Raw genomic sequence first — 18,204 nt, 5'->3', positions numbered from 1 at the left:
GCCGGATGGTGTTCGTATTCGGGGTGATCCTGTTCGCCCTCGGAATCACGGTGTCGATCGCGCTGCACGAGGCGGGGCACATGTGGACCGCCCGCGCGACGGGAATGAAGGTGCGCCGCTTCTTCATCGGTTTCGGTCCCAAGGTTTTCTCCTTCCGTCGAGGTGAGACCGAGTACGGCCTGAAAGCCATTCCGGCGGGCGGGTTCTGCGACATCGCCGGCATGACCGCGATCGACGAACTCGCTCCCGACGAGATCGACCGTGCCATGTACCGCCAGAAGACCTGGAAGAGGCTCGTCGTCATGATGGGCGGCATCGGGATGAACTTCGTTCTGGGCTTCGTGCTGATCTTCACCTTGGCCGTCGGGTGGGGACTACCGAATCTGAACCCGCCGGCCGGCGCGATGGTCGGGGAGATGCAGTGCGTTCCGCCGACGCAGAACGACGATCTGACCTTCCCGGAGTGCAGCGGACCTAGCCCGGCGTTCCAGGCAGGCATTCGGCAGGGCGATGTCATCGTGTCGGTGAACGGCACCGAGACACCCGAGTTCACGGACGTCGTCGCGGCGACCCAGCCTCTGTCCGGCACCGCGACCTTCGTCGTCGAACGTGACGGCGCCGAGTTGACGTTCCCCGTCCAGGTCCAGCAGGTGCAGCGCTGGGTGTCCGACGGTACGGAAACCGGCCGACGGTCGGCGACGGTCGGCGCGGTCGGAGTGTCGATGGAACGGTTCCTGCCGACCCAGTACAACGCCCTCGCCGCGATTCCCGCGTCGTTCGCGTTCACTGGCGACATGTTCGTCGAGACCGCGCATCGACTGGTGCAGATGCCGAGCAAGGTAGCGGATCTGTGGACATCCATCACCGGCGGTGAGCGTGACGCCGAGACTCCGATCAGCGTGGTCGGTGCGTCGGTGATCGGTGGACAGTTGGTGGAGCGGTCCATGTGGCCGGTGTTCGTGCTGCTGCTCGCGAGTTTGAACTTCTTCCTCGGCATCTTCAATCTGCTGCCGTTGCTCCCACTCGACGGCGGGCACATGGCGGTGACGATCTACGAGCGAATCCGCAACTTCTTCCGCAACAGACGCGGGCTGCCGAACGGCGGACCGGTCGACTACATGAAGTTGATGCCCGTCACCTACGTGGTGATCGTGATCGGCGGCGCGTACATGTTGCTGACGCTCACAGCGGACATCGTGAACCCGATCCAGTTGTTCTAAGTAGACTCATGGGTGAAGCTCACCGGAAGAAGGCAACGAAGTGACTGTGTCAGTCGGATTGGGAATGCCGGCACCGCCGGTTCCCGTACTCGCACCTCGCCGTAAGACTCGTCAACTGCAGGTCGGCACCGTCGGTGTCGGCAGCGACCACCCCATCTCGGTGCAGTCGATGACCACCACCAAGACTCACGACATCAACGCGACCCTGCAGCAGATCGCCGAGCTGACGGCGTCCGGATGCGACATCGTGCGTGTGGCATGCCCCACACAGGACGACGCGGATGCGCTGTCCATCATCGCGAAGAAGAGCCAGATCCCCGTCATCGCGGACATCCATTTCCAGCCCAAGTACATCTTCGCCGCGATCGACGCCGGCTGCGCGGCGGTCCGCGTGAACCCCGGCAACATCAAGGAATTCGACGGCCGAGTCAAAGAGGTCGCGAAAGCCGCGGGCGATGCAGGCATCCCCATCCGTATCGGCGTCAATGCCGGATCGCTCGACAAGCGGATGATGGACAAGTACGGCAAGGCAACCCCGGAAGCGCTCGTAGAGTCCGCATTGTGGGAAGCAGGCCTGTTCGAGGAGCACGGCTTCGGTGACATCAAGATCTCGGTCAAGCACAACGACCCGGTCGTGATGGTCGCGGCGTACGAGCAGTTGGCGGCGCAGTGCGATTACCCGCTTCACCTCGGTGTGACCGAGGCGGGGCCGGCGTTCCAGGGCACCATCAAGTCAGCCGTGGCGTTCGGGTCGCTCCTGTCGCGCGGCATCGGCGACACCATCCGAGTGTCGCTGTCCGCGCCGCCCGCCGAGGAAATCAAGGTCGGAAACCAGATCCTGCAGTCGCTCAATCTGCGGCCACGCAAGCTCGAGATCGTGTCGTGCCCGTCCTGCGGTCGCGCGCAGGTCGACGTCTACACGCTCGCCGACGAGGTCACCGCGGGTCTCGAAGGTATGGAGATCCCGCTGCGCGTCGCCGTGATGGGATGCGTCGTCAACGGTCCGGGTGAAGCGCGCGACGCGGATCTCGGTGTGGCGTCCGGAAACGGCAAGGGCCAGATCTTCGTCAAGGGCAAGGTGATCAAGACCGTGCCCGAGGCCCAGATCGTGGAGACGCTCATCGAGGAAGCGATGCGCATCGCCGAGGAGTTCGACGAGGGTGAGGGCGCCGACTCGGGAGCGCCGGTCGTCACCGTCGGGTAACCACTCGAAGTGGGGCCGAATGTCCCACCCGTAAAGTCCCCGATGCATGCGTCGATCTGGCAATCTATGTCCATGACGGTGGACGCGCGTAGCTCGGGAGGTGACGGACGGTGCTCAAGCTCCTCGGCGCGAAGCCACTGAGCAACAAGGACACTGCCAGTGTTCTCCGTGTGCTCGACGCCGATCCCATTGCCACGTGCATGATCGCGGCGCGTGTGCAGGAATCCGGGCTCGACCCCCGGTCGTTCCACGGCGAGATGTGGAGTCGAGGCGGACCGCAGGAGTCTCTGTGCTTCTACGGTGCCAACCTGGTTCCACTGCTCGGCGACGTCGACGATCTGCGGTCGTTCGCGGACCGCGCCTGCCGAGGCCCACGTATGTGTTCCTCGCTCGTCGGGCGCGCCGAGTTGACGCTTCCGCTGTGGGAAATGCTGGAAGCCGACTGGGGAGCGCCGCGTGAGTTGCGGAGCGAGCAACCGCTCCTCGCCACGTCACAACTCTCGGAGTTTCCACCGGACCCCGAAGTCCGGTTGGTGCGCGCCGACGAACTCGACGTCTACCTGACGGCCGCTGTGGCGATGTTCATCGAGGAAGTCGGTGTGGATCCACGTGCCAACGACGGCGGCCGTGGCTACCGTCGTCGGATCGCAAGTCTCATCGCCGCGGGCCGGGCATGGGCGCGTTTCGAGGACGGCCAGGTCGTGTACAAGGCCGAGATCGGTTCACGCTCGGCCACCGTGGGCCAGATCCAAGGCGTATGGGTGCATCCTCTCTACCGAGGCCGCGGTCTCGGGTCGGCGGGAACGGCAACCGTCGTCGACGCGGTGGTGCGGAGCGGGCGCGTGGCCAGCCTCTACGTCAACAGTTTCAACTTCCCCGCCCGTCGTGCGTACGCGCGGATCGGCCTCACTCAGGTTGCGACGTTCACGACGGTCCTTCTCGACTGACAGCGATTCGTTGCCGGGAACCCGGGCGTCGCCGAACTACGATGGGCGCAATGGAATTCTCGGGTCTTCGTCGTTGCCTCGTGGTCGCGGCTGCGTGTGTCGTGGTGACGGGATCTGCAGTGGCGTGCACGCCGAGCCCGGCGGGACCCGAGCCTGCGGCGCAGGCATTCCTCGATGCGTTCTCTTCCCAGGACATCGACGCCGCGGCCGCGGACACCGACCGTCCGGACGTCGCGTCCGCCGCGCTGTCGGATGCATGGAACAACCTGCAAGCTGAATCTTTGCATGCCACAACCACTTCGGTTCGCGTCGACGGGGACACGGCCACCGTCGGTTACACCTACGAGTGGCAACTGCCGAAGGAACGGGTGTGGACGTACGACGGTGAACTCCGTATGGGACGCACCGACGGGCAGTGGGGTGTGCGGTGGACTTCCACCGACATTCATCCAGGCCTGGGCGAAACGCAGACGATGGCTCTGCGGTCGACGGCACCGCCGCGTGCGCGGGTGAACGAGCGCTCCGGCACCGACGTGTTGGTTCCGGGCGTCGTGCATCGCATCAAGGTGACCGCCGACGAGTCGGACAACATCGTCGCGACGGCCACGAACCTCGCCCGCCTTCTCGCTCCGTTCGACTCCAGCATCTCGGCGCAGAGCATCGTCGAGTCCGCGACGTCCGTCGACGGTGCGTACCCGGTTGCGCTGCTCCGAGACGAGGACTATCGAACAGTCGCGGCGGCACTCGCCGGACTGTCGGGAGTATCGGCGTCGGACGAATCGGATCTGCTGTCCACCGACAGGAACTTCGCTCCCGACCTGGTCTCCCAGGTCAAGAAATCCGTCATCGACGAGGTCGACGGCAAGGCCGGGTGGAGTGTGGTGACGGTCAACCGGAACGGCGTGGACATCGACGTGTTGACCGACACGCCGCCCGAACCCGCGCCGTCGTTCTCGATCAGTCTCGATCGCAACATCCAGGTCGCGGCACAGAACGCGGTCGATGCACGCGCCGAGCAGGCGATGATGGTGGTGATCCAGCCGTCGACCGGTGCCGTTCTCGCCGTCGCCCAGAACAAGGAAGCGGACAGGGACGGACCCGTTGCATCCGCCGGCCTGTACCCGCCGGGATCGACCTTCAAGATCATCACTGCCGGTGCCGCCATCTCCAACGGGCTCGCGGGCCCGGAGACCACGGTTCCGTGCCCCGGTCGCATCGAGATCGGCGAACGCAGCATCCCGAACTACAACGAGTTCTCGCTCGGAAACGTCTCCATGGGAACGGCGTTCACGCGCTCCTGCAACACGTCGTTCGCGAAGTTGGCGAGCGAGATGGCGCCGGACGCGTTGACGGTGGCGGCGTCGCAATTCGGCGTCGGACCTGAGTACGACGTGGTCGGACTGCCGACGGACTCCGGTTCGGTACCGCCGGCCGAGGAGTTGGTGCAGCGCACCGAGGACGGTTTCGGCCAGGGCAAGGTGGTGGTGTCCACCTTCGGCATGGCGTTGGCGGCGGCGACGGTGGCCAACGGCTCGACGCCGGTGCCCACTCTCATCGTCGGTCGGGAGACCACGATCGAGGGGGAGCACCCGCAGATCGAACCTGCGATGGTCGACGGTCTTCGCGGCATGATGCGCTCGGTGGTGACCAGCGGAACGGCCGAGCGGATCGCCGACCAGGGGGAGGTCTACGGGAAGACGGGTGAGGCCGAGGTCGACGGTGGATCGCACGCGTGGTTCGTCGGCTACCGAGGGGATCTGGCGTTCGCGACCCTGGTGGTACGCGGCGGTAGCTCGGACAACGCGGTGGCGGTCACGCGCCAGATGTTCGAGCAGTTGCCCGCCGGTTACTAGGGGAGAAGGCCCAACCGGCGTGCGGCGACCACCGATTCGTGGCGTGTGCGCGTGCCGGTCTTGCTCATGATCGACCGAAGGTAGGACTTGACCGTCTCCGGCTTGAGTGACAGCCTCGCGGCTGCCTCCGCGTTGGTGCAGCCCAGTGCTATCTGCGCGAGAACGTCGGTTTCGCGAGCGGAGAGTGTCACGTCCGATTCCACGTCGGGACCGCGCAACGAGCCTGCGATGCGGTCGGACAGTTCCACGAGCCGTGCTGCCACGGTTTCGTCGATGTCGGATCCCGATAGGGTGCGCAATTCGGCGTGGATCTCGCGCAGGGTCTCCGTCGCCGACGTCGAGGGCGCAGCGGGGTGTGCGGCGACGCTGTCCATCAGGCGCAACCGACGGTCGACTTCGTCGCGGACGGCGATTTCCTGCGCCAGCCGCTTCGATGCGCGGATCATGCTGTCCGCCACGCGGTCGCCCATGGGTCCGCGTTCTCGGATCGCTGCGTACATCACCGCCCGTGACGCTCCCGCGACGACGACAGGAACAGCCAGAATCGATTGCAGACCCTCGCCGAGGACCGGCTGATCGTAATCGTGGGTGATGTACATCGACGCTCGGTAGTCGCTGACCGCGGCGGGACGACGTTGATCCAGCACTCGGCCGCCGAGGCCGGACCTGCTCGGAATGACGAGTCCGTCGAGACCTCGTGTTCTGGTGCCGTGGAAGTGGCTGAGACACAGTGTGTGCGAGTCGACTTCACCGCCGAACACGACCGGGACTCCCGACGCGTCGGCGATGTGCCTCAGTTCGGCACGCAGCGCATCCCCGTCACGTGGACGAAGAACGCCGTCACGTGTGCGGGGGCGTGGCATTTCGTCGGTCGACACGTCGGGCTCCTCGGGGTCCTGTGACCTGCATCATAGCGGGTGGGGTATCGGGCCGTGACGATCGGGTTCGAGGCTCACCGACTACCCTGGACGCATGTCTGTGACCGCCGAGAGCAAGCCGCGCCAGCCACTCGTGCCGGGTGTCGTATCACCGGTTCTGTCCGTTCCCGCGTCGATCGAAAGACCGGAGTACGCGTGGAAGCCGACAGCGAACGAAGGCAGCGAGCCGTGGGTTCAGACGCCCGAGGTGATCGAGAAGATGCGGGTCGCGTCCACCATCGCCGCTCGCGCGCTCCAGGAAGCGGGTAAAGCCGTTGCACCCGGTGTGACGACCGACCAACTCGACCGCATCGCGCACGAGTACATGATCGACCACGGTGCGTACCCGTCGACGTTGGGCTACAGGGGATTTCCGAAATCGTGCTGCACGTCCCTCAACGAGGTGATCTGCCACGGCATCCCCGATTCCACCGTCGTTCAGGACGGTGACATCGTCAATATCGACGTGACTGCCTACATCGACGGTGTTCACGGGGACACCAACGCAACATTCCTCGCCGGGAACGTCTCCGAGGAGGCGCGGTTGCTCGTCGAACGCACGCACGAAGCGACGATGCGTGCCATCAAGGCAGTCAAGCCGGGGCGCGCGCTCAACGTCGTCGGCCGCGTCATCGAGTCCTACGCGCATCGTTTCGGTTACGGCGTCGTGGAGGATTTCACCGGCCACGGCATCGGCACCACGTTCCACAACGGCCTGGTGGTGCTGCACTACGACCAGCCGTCGGTGGAGACCATCATCGAGCCGGGCATGACCTTCACGATCGAGCCGATGATCAACCTGGGCACCATCGACGGTGAGATGTGGGACGACGGCTGGACGGTGGTGACACGGGACCGCAAGTGGACCGCGCAGTTCGAGCACACCCTCGTCGTCACGGACACGGGCTGCGAAATTCTCACTCTGCCGTGAGTGGAGCCTGCGGAACGAACCTCGTTGTGAGGGCTCCGAGTGGAGCCCGCGGAACGAACCTCGTTGTGAAGGCTCCGAGTGGAGCCTGCGGAACGAACCTCGTTGTGAAGGCTCCGAGCAGAGCCTGCGGAACGAAGTTCGGGTTGTGACGACTCTGGGCGGTGCGCTACTGGTTGCGGGTACGACGTCCGATGCGGGCAAGAGTGTGTTGGTGGCGGGCCTGTGCCGGATGTTGGCGCGTCGCGGTGTGTCCGTGGCGCCGTTCAAGGCGCAGAACATGTCCAACAACTCGGTGGTGACGCTCGACGGCGGGGAGATCGGGCGGGCGCAGGCACTGCAGGCTGCGGCGTGCGGTCTGGAGCCGAGCGTGCGGTTCAATCCGGTTCTGCTGAAACCGGGAAGTGATCGGACGTCGCAGTTGGTGGTGCATGGACGCGCGGTGGCGCAGGTGTCCGCGTCCACGTACATCGAGCACCGGCAGGCCTTACGTACTGTCGTCGCCGCCGAGCTCGAGTCCCTTCGCCGCGATTTCGACGTGGTGATCTGCGAGGGTGCGGGGTCGCCTGCGGAGATCAACCTACGTGCAACCGATCTCGCGAACATGGGGCTGGCCACCGCTGCTTCGATACCGGTGGTGATAATCGGCGACATCGATCGCGGCGGAGTGCTGGCTCATCTCTACGGAACGGTCGCGGTACTGTCGCCCGAGGATCAGGCGTTGATCAAGGGGTTCGTGATCAACAAGTTCCGAGGTGATCCGGCGTTGCTGCAGCCGGGACTGGACCAACTTCGATCGCTCACGGACAGGCCGACGTTCGGTGTCGTGCCGTACTGCGAAGAACTGTGGATGGACGCCGAGGATTCGCTCGGGGTGGTTGCCGACGCGCCGGTGGGGCGTCCGTCGCGTCCGGTGGGCGGGCAATGGCTGCGGGTGGCGGCGATCCGGCTGCCCCGCATATCCAACACGACGGACGTCGAGGCGCTTGCATGCGAGCCAGGCGTCTCGGTTCAGTGGGTGACGGAGCCGTCGCGGCTGCCCGACGCCGATCTTGTGGTCGTGCCGGGAAGCAAGGCGACGTTGTCCGATCTCGCGTGGTTGCGCAGGACAGGTCTGGCGGAGGTGCTCGAGGAACGTGGCCGCACCGGTCGGCCCGTTCTGGGCATCTGCGGCGGGTATCAGATGCTGGGGCAGACCATTTCGGACGGAATCGAATCCGACGTCGAGAAGGTGGACGGATTGGGCCTTCTCGATCTCGACGTCGAATTCCGTGCGGACAAGGTGCTGGCACGTGTGGAGGGTTCGTCCGCTCGGTTCGCGGATTCGGCCGTGTCGGGCTACGAGATTCACCACGGCCGCGTCGTACGTACCGGCGATTCGCCGCTGCTGACGTACGCCGACGGTACATCCGAGGGCAGTGTGCGCGGGTCGGTGATGGGTACGCACTGGCACGGAGTGCTCGAGTCCGACCACTTCCGTCGCGAGTTTCTGCGCTGGGCGGCTCGACTCTCCGGGCGGTCGGGGTTCACGGTGTCGCCGGCCACCAGCGTCGGGCAGCTTCGTCAGGAACAACTGGATCTGCTGGCGGATCTCGTCGAGCAGAACGTCGACGTCGACGCCCTGCTCGGTGTCATCGAGCGAGGCGTCGACGCCTGAGTGCCGACGTTTTTTCAGGGTGTTGCCGACCGCAACCCTGCCCATCCGGTGACCGCGAACAGTCCGGCGAGAACCAGAGGTACGACGCCCAGCAGCACGAGCGCAGGCGTGTCGAGGAAGAACCGCCCTACCTGCGGCCACCAGCGTTGCCATGTGACGAGGATGGCGCCACCTCCGACGAGGACGACGGTGCCCAGGCCGATGGCGAGGACGCCGTTCACTCGGTATTGCTGATAGGCGACTCCCAGGAACAATCCGATCGCGGCGACGAGCAGCAGCGTCGCGAACAAGCCGAACCACTGCACGGCTGGATTGTCCGTCACGTATCGGACGATTCCGAACATGCGCAGTTTGACGCCGAAGCCTCCGGTGGCGGATTCCACGGCGGACAGAATCCACACGACGGTCGCCAGTACTGCAGATTGAACGACGCCGACGAGTGCCGTGGCGGAGAAGAATTCGCGTCTGGTCACAGATATTCCGAGCGCGAACGGGAACGTCTGGGTCACGGCCTGCAGATAGAACCCCACCGCAAATCCGTACATCGAGAACAGCGCACCGGTGAAGTTGTAGTCGCTGTCGGTGGTGGGTATCAACGCGAAGATGACGTAGCAGATGGCGAACGAGATGGCGAGGATTCCGAGAGGCCAGCCGATGATCAGCGGCCATGCGACCGTGTGCAGACGAGCGACGTCGAACGTTCGTTTCATGAGACCGACTCCTTGGTGGCGTGATCGGATGTGAGGGAGGCGCCCCGGCCGTACGCGGTGGTGTTCCGAATGACCAACTGCTGCAGCGACAGTGGTTCGGCGGCGAGGCCGAGCGAGGATGCGTGTGCTCGTTGCGCGTCGGTGAGGGCAGCGTCGATACTGACCCTGGCCATGGACCCGAGTGACTCTCGGTGCAGCACGGTGTGATTAGCGACGAACTTCTCGACGGCGTCCGCGGCGCCCGATATCACGAATGCGCTGTGGCGTAGAGCGTCGGCGTCGGCGTCGATGACGATCCGCCCCTTGTCGATCAGCAGCACGTGCTCGATCAGGTCGCTCACCTCGTCGATCAGGTGGGTCGACAGCACGATCGTGCGCGGGTTCTCGGCGTAATCGGCCAACAGGCGGTCGTAGAACATGTGTCTCGCGACAGCGTCGAGTCCCAGGTACGGTTCGTCGAAGAATGTCAGCGGTGCACGTGACGCCAGCCCTATGACGATTCCGAGCGCGGAGGTCATACCGCGTGAGAGCTTCTTGACCTTGCGCGACGGCGGCAGGTCGAAATCGCGGACCAGGTCGTCGGCGAAGGCCTGATCCCAGTGTGGGAGAAGCCGTGCAGCGCAGGTGAGTACGTGACGGACCTTGAAGTCGTCGGGGTACTTCTGGCTTTCCTTGACGAAGCAGACGTCGGCCGAGACCGCGCCGTTCTCGAACGGCGGCATCCCGAACACCTCGACGGTGCCCGCGCTCTGGCGATTCTGCGCCGTGAGCAACTGCATGACCGTCGTCTTGCCTGCGCCGTTGCGACCGAGCAGACCGTAGATCTTGTCGGCGTGCAGGTCGAAGTCGACACCGTCGACTGCGGTGAAGTCCCCGTAGGTCTTGGTGAGGTTGCGGACCGAAGCGATGACTGGAGTGTCGTCGACCACGGTGAGGTCGTGACGGGCGTTCATGGTGCTTCCTCCCAGTTGTCGAGCATGGACTTGAGTTCGTCGACGGTCACGCCGAGCTTGCGTGCCTCGGTGACCAACGGCCTGATGAACTGATCGGCGAAATCGTCTCGGCGACGAAATCTCAATGCGTCGCGGGCGCCGGTGGTGACGAACATGCCGATCCCTCGCTTCTTGTAGAGGATTCCGTCGGCGACCAGCTTGGCCAGACCCTTGCCTGCGGTTGCGGGGTTGATGCGATGGAAGGCAGCCAGCTCGTTGGTCGAGGGGACCTGGCTCTCCTCGGCGAGTCCGCCGTCGATGATCGAGTTCTCCACCATCTCGGCGATCTGGATGAAGAGCGGGCGACCTTCGTCCATCAGTGCGAGCTCCATGAGCCCGGGTGGTTAAGTGGTTCGTTACTCATGTAACTAACCATAGAACCCGGATCGGGGTAACGCAACAGCGAGGAGCAAAGTGGTCCGTTGTGGATCGGCGGCATCGGGGTGCAGTAGCGTCGTATCCCATGGATCACAAGCACGTTGCAGCCCGCGGCGGGAGCTGCACCCTGCGCATCGCCGGTCCGGAATCGCGGCACGTCGTGCTGCTGCTCCCCGACGCAGGCGATGCCCCCGATGTGTACGACGGCGTAGCCGAGCGGCTGCACAACTCGGACCTCAAAACCGTTGCGGTGGAGGACATCGACGGGCTCGACCACGATGGAGTGCTCGAGTTGCTGACCGAACTCGGGTTGCCCTGGGTGCACCTCGTCGGCAGCGGAGTGGGCGCGGAGCTGGCCTGGGGCCTCGCAGCACGCACGTTCGGAAAGTTCACGTCACTGGTGGTGTGCGACCGAACCCACCCCGCCATCGCCGACGAGAACGGAACCGTGCGCGCAGCCGACTGCCCGGCCGTGGAGATCCCGACGACACTCGTGATCGGCAGGTCGACCAAGGCGCCGGGGGCCGACGCCAGTGGCCGCCTCGTCTACGGCGATTTCCGTGTCGTCCGACTCGACGGTGTGGACAACATTCCCTCGGCCGCGTCGGCCGAGCTCGCCACGGAGATCGTGCTGCGCACCAGCCCCTGGTGACCTAACGAATCAGATGTCCAGGCCGAGGAGCGCGTTCTCGACCACCTCGGGCAGGCCCGGGTGGATCCAGTACTGGCCTCGTGCCATGTCGGAGACGGTGGTGCCGAAACTCATGGCCTGGATGAGTGGTTGGATCACCGTCGGAGCCTGGGCACCGATGACGTGGGCGCCGAGAATTCGACCCGTCTTCTTCTCTGCGACGATCTTGCAGAATCCGTCGCGATCCTCCATCGCCCAGCCGTATGCGACGTCGCCGTAGTCCTGAATCTTGACGGCGATGTCGAACCCTTCGTCGCGCGCCTGCTCCTCGGTGAGCCCGACCTCGGCGATCTGAGGGTGCGTGAACACCGCGGCGGGGACGAATCGGTGGTCGAAGGCACGCAGCGACGAGGTGTCGTTCCACTCGTGCTGCAGGAGGTTGTGCTGAACGACTCGGGCTTCGTGGTTCGCGACGTGCTTGAGCTGGTACTCCGACGACACGTCGCCGAGGGCGAACACGCCGTCTGCGGTGGTGCGGCCGAATTCGTCGACGACGATCCGTCCTTCGTCGTCGAGCTCGATGCCTCCTGCCTCCGCGCCCAGTCGATCGCCGTTGGGCTCACGCCCGACGGCGACGAGCAGGACGTCGCCCAGCACACGGGTTCCGTCCTTCAGCTCGAGGCCGACGCGCTCGCCGTCCGAGACTGCGGACACCTCGCCCGAGTCCAGGTGGACGTCCCAGCTTCGCTGCGCCAGCTCGGTGAATCGGGTGGACACGTCGACGTCCAGCCCGCGCAGCAAGGCGTTCTTGCGGGCCACGATCGACACCTTCGAACCGAGTGCGCCGAAGACATGAGCGAATTCGGCTGCGATGTAGCCGGATCCGAGGATGACGAGGTGCTCGGGGAGCTCGGGGAGCCGCATGACGTCGCTGTTGGTGTAGTAGCGGACGCCGGACTCGGCGACCGCGTCGGGAATCACCGGACGGGACCCGGCGGCGACGACGACCTGATCGGCCGTGATGACCGAGCCGGTTCCGGTGTCGATCGTGCGGGGACCGACGAACGTGGCGTGACTGCTGAACAGGGTGACGTTGGGGCTGCCTTTCTCGCGGTAGTCCTTGCCTCCGGCGGCGATGGGGTCGATGCGGCCGAACACGCGGTCGACGATGTCCGGCCAGCGCACCTTGTCGATCGACGCATCGATGCCGTAACGCGAGGAATCACGGATGGTCTGTGCGACCTCGGAGGCGTACACGAACATCTTGGTGGGAATGCACCCGACGTTGAGGCAGGTGCCCCCGAACGGCGAATGCTCCTCGAACAACGCGACTTTCAGGTCGGCGAAGCGTTCGTCGGCAATGGAGTTTCCCGACCCCGATCCGATGATCGCAATGTCGAAGTGCTCGGGTGTGGTCATCGAATGGTTCCGATCTCGCTGTGGTTCTGTCCGGATTCGCGGTCTATGTGGGCGCTGCGGTACAGCCAGTCGATCCACTCGTTCATCTCGTCGAACGCCTGCTTCCGGGGCGTCTCCTTGGACAGAAAGACGTCGTGACGAGCCCCCTCGATGGGAACGATGGTGGTCCGGTCGCCGAGGCATCCGGCCCACCGTGCGATCTGACGCACGTCGAGAACGGCGTCGGCCGCGTCGGTCTGCGAGCTGTACTTCCGCGAGAAGTGCGTGACCTTGGAGCGGAGAATCAGCGACGGAACGCCGATGTCGAGGCCGCGGTGCAGTGTCGCGTGTCCGTGCCGGATCGCTCGGATCCAGCCGAACGTGACGGGGAACCCGGCCAGCGGCTTCCAGTCGAGGTTGTACTCCCATTCGCCCTGCTCCGACGCGGCGAGCGACACGCCGTAGGTGTCGAGGCCGGTGCCCGGCACGGGGGTCTTCGCCTTCACCCGGCCGATGACGTCGATCGCGGTCGTTCCGACGCTTCTGATCGCAGACGGTCCCTGTAGGTCGAACCACGGGCTGTTGAGCACGACTCCGTCGATTCCCTGCGCGGCTGTCCCGCCGCTCCTGCGATTGAGCCTGTCCAGCCACAGCGGAAGGATCAGTCCTCCGGTGGAGTGTGCGGTCAGTAGTACCGACCCGCCTCCGGTGTCCTGGCGAACCAGAGACAGAGCTTCGGTGAGTTCGGCGTCGTACATCTCGAGGTCGGTCACGAAGTGCGGCGTCTGTCCCTCGCGCAAGGAACGTCCGCATTTACGCAGGTCGAGCGCGTAGAACGCAAATCCTTTGGCCGCGAAATGCTCGGCGAGGTGTTGCTGGAAGAAGTAGTCGGTGTACCCGTGCACGTAGATCACCGCGCAACGAGCAGAATCCGTCCGCGACGGTTGATACCGCACGAGGGTCGCTTCGACCGTCCCCTCGCCGTCGGGGTCGTCGCCGAGCGTGATGGTGGTCTGTTCGTAGCCGTCGCCGAGGACATCGGGCACCCAGGTAGTCACAGATCACAACTGTAGTAGGAGCGTCGGGCGGCGTACGAGGAGCACAATCGGAGCAGGGCTTTTCAGGCGCGTCGAATCGGGTACGTACGGACGGGTAACGTAACCGCCACCGAAAAGTTGAACAGTCGAAGCAGTCAGTCGCCGAGCGAGAACTCACGGACAAGGAAGTCGATTCTCCAGTGTCAAAAGAACAGCAGGTCAAGACCGACGTGGTTCTCGTCGGCGCCGGAATCATGAGCGCCACCCTCGGGGCTTTGCTGAAGCAGCTCGAACCCGAGTGGTCGCTGGACGTGTACGAGCGACTCGACGCGGCCGCTGCCGAGAGCAGCGACGCGTGGAACAACGCCGGCACCGGCCACTCCGCTCTGTGTGAGCTGAACTACACCCCGCAGAACAAAGACGGTTCCGTCGACATCGCCAAGGCGCTGAACGTCAACGAACAGTTCCAGGTGTCGCGTCAGTTCTGGGCGCACAGCATCGAATCCGGCGTGCTGAGCGACCCGAAGAACTTCATCAACCCCATTCCTCACGTCAGCTTCGTCCACGGCGAGTCGAACGTGAAGTACCTCCGCGCTCGGTACGACGCACTGGCGTCGAACCCGCTGTTCGAGGGCATGGAGTACATCGACAGTCCGGACGAGTTCACCCGGCGGCTGCCACTGATGGGCGGGGGCCGCGATTTCTCCGACCCTGTCGCTCTGAACTGGAGCGACGAGGGCACCGACGTCGACTTCGGCGCGCTGACCCGTCAGTTGCTCAACTACATCTCCGGGTCCGGGGGCACCGTCCACTTCGGCACCGACGTCACCAACATCACCAAGCAGTCCGACGGCACGTGGAACGTGAAGATCGCGAACCTGCGGACCGGTGAGAAGAAGACCGTCAACGCCAAGTTCGTCTTCGTCGGAGCAGGCGGCGGTGCTCTGCATCTGTTGCAGAAGTCCGGGATCAGCGAGATCAAGGGCTTCGGTGGGTTCCCCGTCAGCGGCGAATGGCTGCGCTGCACCAACCCGGACCTAATCGCCCAGCACTCGGCGAAGGTGTACGGCAAAGCGTCCGTCGGTGCGCCGCCGATGTCGGTGCCGCACCTAGACACACGCGTCATCGGGGGTAAGCCCGGACTCCTCTTCGGCCCGTACGCAGGGTGGTCGCCGAAGTTCCTGAAGCAGGGCAAGTTCACGGATCTCCCCAGCTCGGTCAAGCCGGGAAACCTGATGTCCATGCTCGGCGTCGGTGTGACCGAGCTCGGTTTGGTGAAGTACCTCGTCGGCGAGCTCGCGCAGTCGGCAGCCGATCGCGTCGAGACCCTGCGTGAGTTCGCGCCCCAGGTCGTCGGTAAGGACTGGGAGCTCGTCACGGCCGGTCAGCGTGTGCAGGTGATTCGCAAGAAGGGTCGCGGCGGAGTGCTCGAGTTCGGAACGGCTGTCATCAACGCGGCCGACGGCTCCATCGCGGGTCTGCTCGGCGCGTCGCCGGGTGCGTCCACCGCGGTGCCGGCGATGCTCGACGTGCTGCAGCGCTGCTTCGGTGACCGCTACGACGGTTGGCAGCCGAAGCTGAAGGAGATGGTGCCCTCGCTCGGCAAGAAGCTCGCCGAGGACCGGGCGTTGTTCCGCGAGGTCTTCGATTGGACGTCGGCTCGCCTCGAACTCGGGCAGACCACCCAGGTCGCACAGCCCAGCGGCGTGTGATAGCAAGAGCTGATGACTACGCAAGCTGCTGCCCTGAAGCGTTCCTGGGCTCTGGACCTGTCCAACAAGACGTTGTACGACCTGTTGAAGTTGCGTGTCGAGGTGTTCGTCGTCGAGCAGGCGTGCGCTTACCCTGAGCTCGACGGTCGAGACCTCCTCTCCGAGACCCGGCACTTCTGGCTGGAACGAGACGGCGAGGTCGTCTGCACGTTGCGCCTGCTGGAAGAGCACGACGACGGCGAGAAAGCGTTCCGCATCGGTCGGCTCTGCACACAGCGGTCTGCGCGCGGGCAGGGCCACACCACTCGCATCCTGCGCGCAGCGCTCGCCGAGGTGGGTTCGGCACCGTGCCGCATCAATGCACAGAGCTACCTCGTCGACATGTACGCCAAGCACGGATTCCTGCCCGACGGGGAGGAAGTGCTCGAGGACGGAATTCCGCACACCCCCATGCGTCGTGGGGGCGGAACTCCATGGAGCGAGGCGTAATCGGACCGGTCGTTCGACGACCAGGGAGTTGATGCGGGGAAGTCCTGTGTGAATCAGGCACGGTCCCGCCACTGTGTAGGTGCTTCGGTCCCGAGGGGCCGAAGCACCGAAGTCAGATCACCGCACAACTTCGCAGTACGCCCGCCGGATCGGCGGGCTCGTCACCTCTCCGGCGCGGAGTCCGCCGGGACGAAGGAGTTCTCTCGTGCAGCAGCCCGGCTATCCGTTCAGTGCGATCGTCGGTCAGGAGCAGCTGCGGTTGTCCCTGATCCTCTGCGCAGTCCACCCCGGCATCGGTGGTGTGTTGGTGCGCGGCGAGAAGGGGACCGCCAAATCCACCGTCGTCCGGGCATTGGCAGCGCTGCTGCCTGCCGTCGACGACGAGGGCGTCACCAGGCCTGCACGGCTCGTCGAGCTGCCCGTCGGCGCAACCGAGGATCGAGTGGTGGGCTCGCTCGATCTCGAAAAAGTGCTACGTGACGGTGAACGCGCGTTTCAGCCGGGTCTGCTGGCGGCGGCGCACCGTGGAGTGCTCTACGTCGACGAGGTCAATCTGCTGCACGACCACCTCGTCGACGTCCTGCTCGACGCGGCCGCGATGGGCCGCGTGCACATCGAGCGTGACGGTGTATCTCATTCGCACCCAGCGCAGTTCGTGCTCGTCGGGACCATGAACCCGGAAGAGGGAGAGCTTCGTCCTCAGCTGCTGGACCGATTCGGGCTGGCGGTCGAGGTCACCGCGTCCCGCGATGTCGACACCCGGATGAACGTGGTGAGGCGCCGCCTGAACTACGAACAGAGTCCCGAGGACTTCGCGGCCGAGTACGCCGACTCCGACGCGGAGATTGCACGGAAGATCGTGGACGCACGCATGGCGCTGGCCGATGTGGTGCTCGACGACACCGAGCTGCGCCGAATCGCCGCTCTCTGTGCCGCTTTCGACGTCGACGGTATGCGAGCCGACCTGGTCGTGGCTCGCACGGCCACGGCGCACGCCGCCTGGCGCGGCGCCGACGCCGTCGACGAATCCGATGTCCGGGTCGCCGCGGAACTCGCACTGCCGCACCGGCGTCGGCGAGATCCCTTCGACGAACCGGGTATCGACGAGTCGGCCCTCGACGACGCGATGCGGGATGCCGCCGAGCAGGCGGAGTCCTCCGCCGAGTCGGATCCAGGACCCGACGACGACGGAGGTGGAGACGGTGGCGGAGACGACGGGGGCGGAGACGACGGTGGCGGCGAACCGCAGCCCGATCCCGGGCCACAGACCGGCACGTCGTCGACGGACGAGCCCGACGCCCCCGAGAAACAGGCGAGTGAGCGAGACGCCGCAACACCCGGCGAGAAGTTTCGTGCGCGATCGATCGAGGTTCCCGGCGTCGGGGAGGGAGCCCCGGGTCGCAGGTCCAGGGCGCGCTCCCCGCAGGGACGCGTCGTGCGGTCGACGACGGAGCCGGGCAAGGGACTACACCTGGTGGGGACATTGTTCGCTGCCGCGGAGTCTCAGGTCGCGCGAGGTCGACAGTCCGGCCGATTCGTGTTGCAGCCGTCCGACCTTCGGGGTGCGGTGCGTGAGGGCCGCGAAGGCAACCTCATAGTCTTCGTCGTCGATGCATCCGGTTCCATGGCGGCACGGGATCGTCTCTCCGCGGTGACCGGTGCAGTTCTGTCGTTGCTGCGTGACGCGTACCAGCGACGAGACAAGGTCGCGGTCATCACTGTTCGCGGTCGGGACGCCGAGTTGGTGCTGCCTCCGACGTCGAGCGTCGACGTCGCCGCCACACGACTGCGAAGAATGAAGACCGGCGGCAGGTCACCGCTTGCTCAGGGATTCGTCACGGCGCGCGACGTCGTTCTGCGTGAGAAGGTTCGCGACCCGCTGCGCCGTGCCCTCGTGGTGGCGATGACCGATGGGCGCGCGACGGGCGGACCGGATCCGGTGGGTCGCGCGCGCACAGCGGCATCCCGCATCGCGGGTGATCACATCGGTTCCGTCGTCGTCGATTGCGAGTCGGGGATGGTTCGGCTCGGATTGGCCGCCGAGTTCGCCCGCCACCTGCAGGGCGGGTACGTCCGTCTGGCCGATCTGTCGGCCGAGCGCGTCGCCGCCGTCGTACGCGCGGCCGCGTAG

General features: G+C 65.3%; 16 protein-coding genes and 1 riboswitch. Of the genes, 10 read left to right on the top strand and 6 right to left on the bottom strand.

Features of this window, described 5'->3' with window-relative positions; genetic code table 11:
- Nucleotides 1-5 precede the first annotated feature (5 nt).
- The 4 genes from BH95_RS06895 to BH95_RS06880 all read left to right on the top strand — a co-directional run bounded on the left by BH95_RS06895 (nt 6) and on the right by BH95_RS06880 (nt 5,224).
- On the top strand, nt 6-1,220 hold the full coding sequence (locus BH95_RS06895) for a M50 family metallopeptidase (RefSeq protein WP_019664229.1): 1,215 nt from the start codon (nt 6-8) through the stop codon (nt 1,218-1,220).
- A gap of 64 nt (nt 1,221-1,284) precedes the next feature.
- Complete coding sequence (ispG, locus tag BH95_RS06890; RefSeq protein ID WP_019664228.1) at nt 1,285-2,424, top strand: flavodoxin-dependent (E)-4-hydroxy-3-methylbut-2-enyl-diphosphate synthase; 1,140 nt, start codon at nt 1,285-1,287, stop codon at nt 2,422-2,424.
- A 110-nt stretch (nt 2,425-2,534) separates the two neighbouring features.
- Nucleotides 2,535-3,371 carry a GNAT family N-acetyltransferase gene (locus BH95_RS06885; protein WP_019664227.1) on the top strand — a complete coding sequence of 279 codons (837 nt, stop codon included), beginning with the start codon at nt 2,535-2,537 and terminating at the stop codon, nt 3,369-3,371.
- A gap of 50 nt (nt 3,372-3,421) precedes the next feature.
- A complete protein-coding gene (locus tag BH95_RS06880; RefSeq protein WP_037181459.1) occupies nt 3,422-5,224 on the top strand; it encodes a penicillin-binding transpeptidase domain-containing protein in 1,803 nt (600 codons plus the stop codon).
- Here BH95_RS06880 and BH95_RS06875 read toward each other — a convergent pair.
- Nucleotides 5,221-6,087, bottom strand: a complete 867-nt coding sequence (locus BH95_RS06875) for a LuxR C-terminal-related transcriptional regulator (protein ID WP_026347632.1) — start codon at nt 6,085-6,087, stop codon at nt 5,221-5,223. The two genes, BH95_RS06880 and BH95_RS06875, sit on opposite strands and share 4 nt — an antisense overlap.
- A gap of 109 nt (nt 6,088-6,196) precedes the next feature.
- Here BH95_RS06875 and map point away from each other — a divergent pair, with 109 nt between their 5' ends.
- Both map and BH95_RS06865 read left to right on the top strand, forming a co-directional pair.
- A complete protein-coding gene (map, locus tag BH95_RS06870) occupies nt 6,197-7,072 on the top strand; it encodes a type I methionyl aminopeptidase (protein WP_019664224.1) in 876 nt (291 codons plus the stop codon).
- A gap of 154 nt (nt 7,073-7,226) precedes the next feature.
- A complete protein-coding gene (locus BH95_RS06865) occupies nt 7,227-8,726 on the top strand; it encodes a cobyric acid synthase (RefSeq protein WP_208601160.1) in 1,500 nt (499 codons plus the stop codon).
- A gap of 14 nt (nt 8,727-8,740) precedes the next feature.
- Here BH95_RS06865 and BH95_RS06860 read toward each other — a convergent pair whose 3' ends face one another.
- Genes BH95_RS06860 through BH95_RS06850 form a run of 3 tightly spaced genes read right to left on the bottom strand, consistent with a single transcriptional unit; the run spans nt 8,741 to nt 10,748 of the window.
- Nucleotides 8,741-9,436 carry a hypothetical protein gene (locus BH95_RS06860; RefSeq protein WP_033189593.1) on the bottom strand — a complete coding sequence of 232 codons (696 nt, stop codon included), beginning with the start codon at nt 9,434-9,436 and terminating at the stop codon, nt 8,741-8,743.
- Nucleotides 9,433-10,389 (bottom strand): ABC transporter ATP-binding protein, encoded by a 957-nt coding sequence (locus BH95_RS06855; RefSeq protein ID WP_019664221.1) that lies wholly within the window; start codon nt 10,387-10,389, stop codon nt 9,433-9,435. The genes BH95_RS06860 and BH95_RS06855 overlap by 4 nt, the downstream gene beginning before the upstream one ends.
- Nucleotides 10,386-10,748: a GntR family transcriptional regulator gene (locus tag BH95_RS06850; protein ID WP_026347629.1), complete on the bottom strand. Its 363-nt coding sequence runs from the start codon at nt 10,746-10,748 to the stop codon at nt 10,386-10,388. Before BH95_RS06850 ends, BH95_RS06855 begins: the two co-directional genes overlap by 4 nt.
- Nucleotides 10,749-10,891: 143 nt before the next feature.
- Here BH95_RS06850 and BH95_RS06845 point away from each other — a divergent pair, with 143 nt between their 5' ends.
- Nucleotides 10,892-11,458 carry an alpha/beta fold hydrolase gene (locus tag BH95_RS06845; RefSeq protein ID WP_019664219.1) on the top strand — a complete coding sequence of 189 codons (567 nt, stop codon included), beginning with the start codon at nt 10,892-10,894 and terminating at the stop codon, nt 11,456-11,458.
- Between the two features lie 9 nt (nt 11,459-11,467).
- Here BH95_RS06845 and mtr read toward each other — a convergent pair whose 3' ends face one another.
- Together mtr and BH95_RS06835 are read right to left on the bottom strand one after the other, a co-directional pair.
- Nucleotides 11,468-12,856: a mycothione reductase gene (mtr, locus tag BH95_RS06840; RefSeq protein WP_037181453.1), complete on the bottom strand. Its 1,389-nt coding sequence runs from the start codon at nt 12,854-12,856 to the stop codon at nt 11,468-11,470.
- Entirely contained in the window at nt 12,853-13,893 is a 1,041-nt protein-coding gene (locus BH95_RS06835; protein WP_037181450.1) for an alpha/beta hydrolase, read from the bottom strand. The genes mtr and BH95_RS06835 overlap by 4 nt, the downstream gene beginning before the upstream one ends.
- 179 nt (nt 13,894-14,072) lie before the next feature.
- Here BH95_RS06835 and mqo point away from each other — a divergent pair, with 179 nt between their 5' ends.
- The 3 genes from mqo to BH95_RS06820 all read left to right on the top strand — a co-directional run bounded on the left by mqo (nt 14,073) and on the right by BH95_RS06820 (nt 18,204).
- A complete protein-coding gene (mqo, locus tag BH95_RS06830; protein ID WP_033189594.1) occupies nt 14,073-15,584 on the top strand; it encodes a malate dehydrogenase (quinone) in 1,512 nt (503 codons plus the stop codon).
- Between the two features lie 12 nt (nt 15,585-15,596).
- Nucleotides 15,597-16,073 (top strand): GNAT family N-acetyltransferase, encoded by a 477-nt coding sequence (locus tag BH95_RS06825; RefSeq protein WP_019664215.1) that lies wholly within the window; start codon nt 15,597-15,599, stop codon nt 16,071-16,073.
- An 11-nt stretch (nt 16,074-16,084) separates the two neighbouring features.
- A riboswitch (adenosylcobalamin (AdoCbl) riboswitch) is annotated at nt 16,085-16,234 on the top strand.
- A 44-nt stretch (nt 16,235-16,278) separates the two neighbouring features.
- Complete coding sequence (locus BH95_RS06820) at nt 16,279-18,204, top strand: magnesium chelatase subunit D family protein (RefSeq protein ID WP_037181447.1); 1,926 nt, start codon at nt 16,279-16,281, stop codon at nt 18,202-18,204.

It is taken from the genome of Rhodococcoides fascians A44A, assembly GCF_000760735.1.
In the GTDB taxonomy this organism is placed as follows: Bacteria; Actinomycetota; Actinomycetes; order Mycobacteriales; family Mycobacteriaceae; genus Rhodococcoides; species Rhodococcoides fascians_E.
Note: the sequence above shows the minus strand (reverse complement) of the source record. Positions and strands in the feature narration are given on the sequence as shown.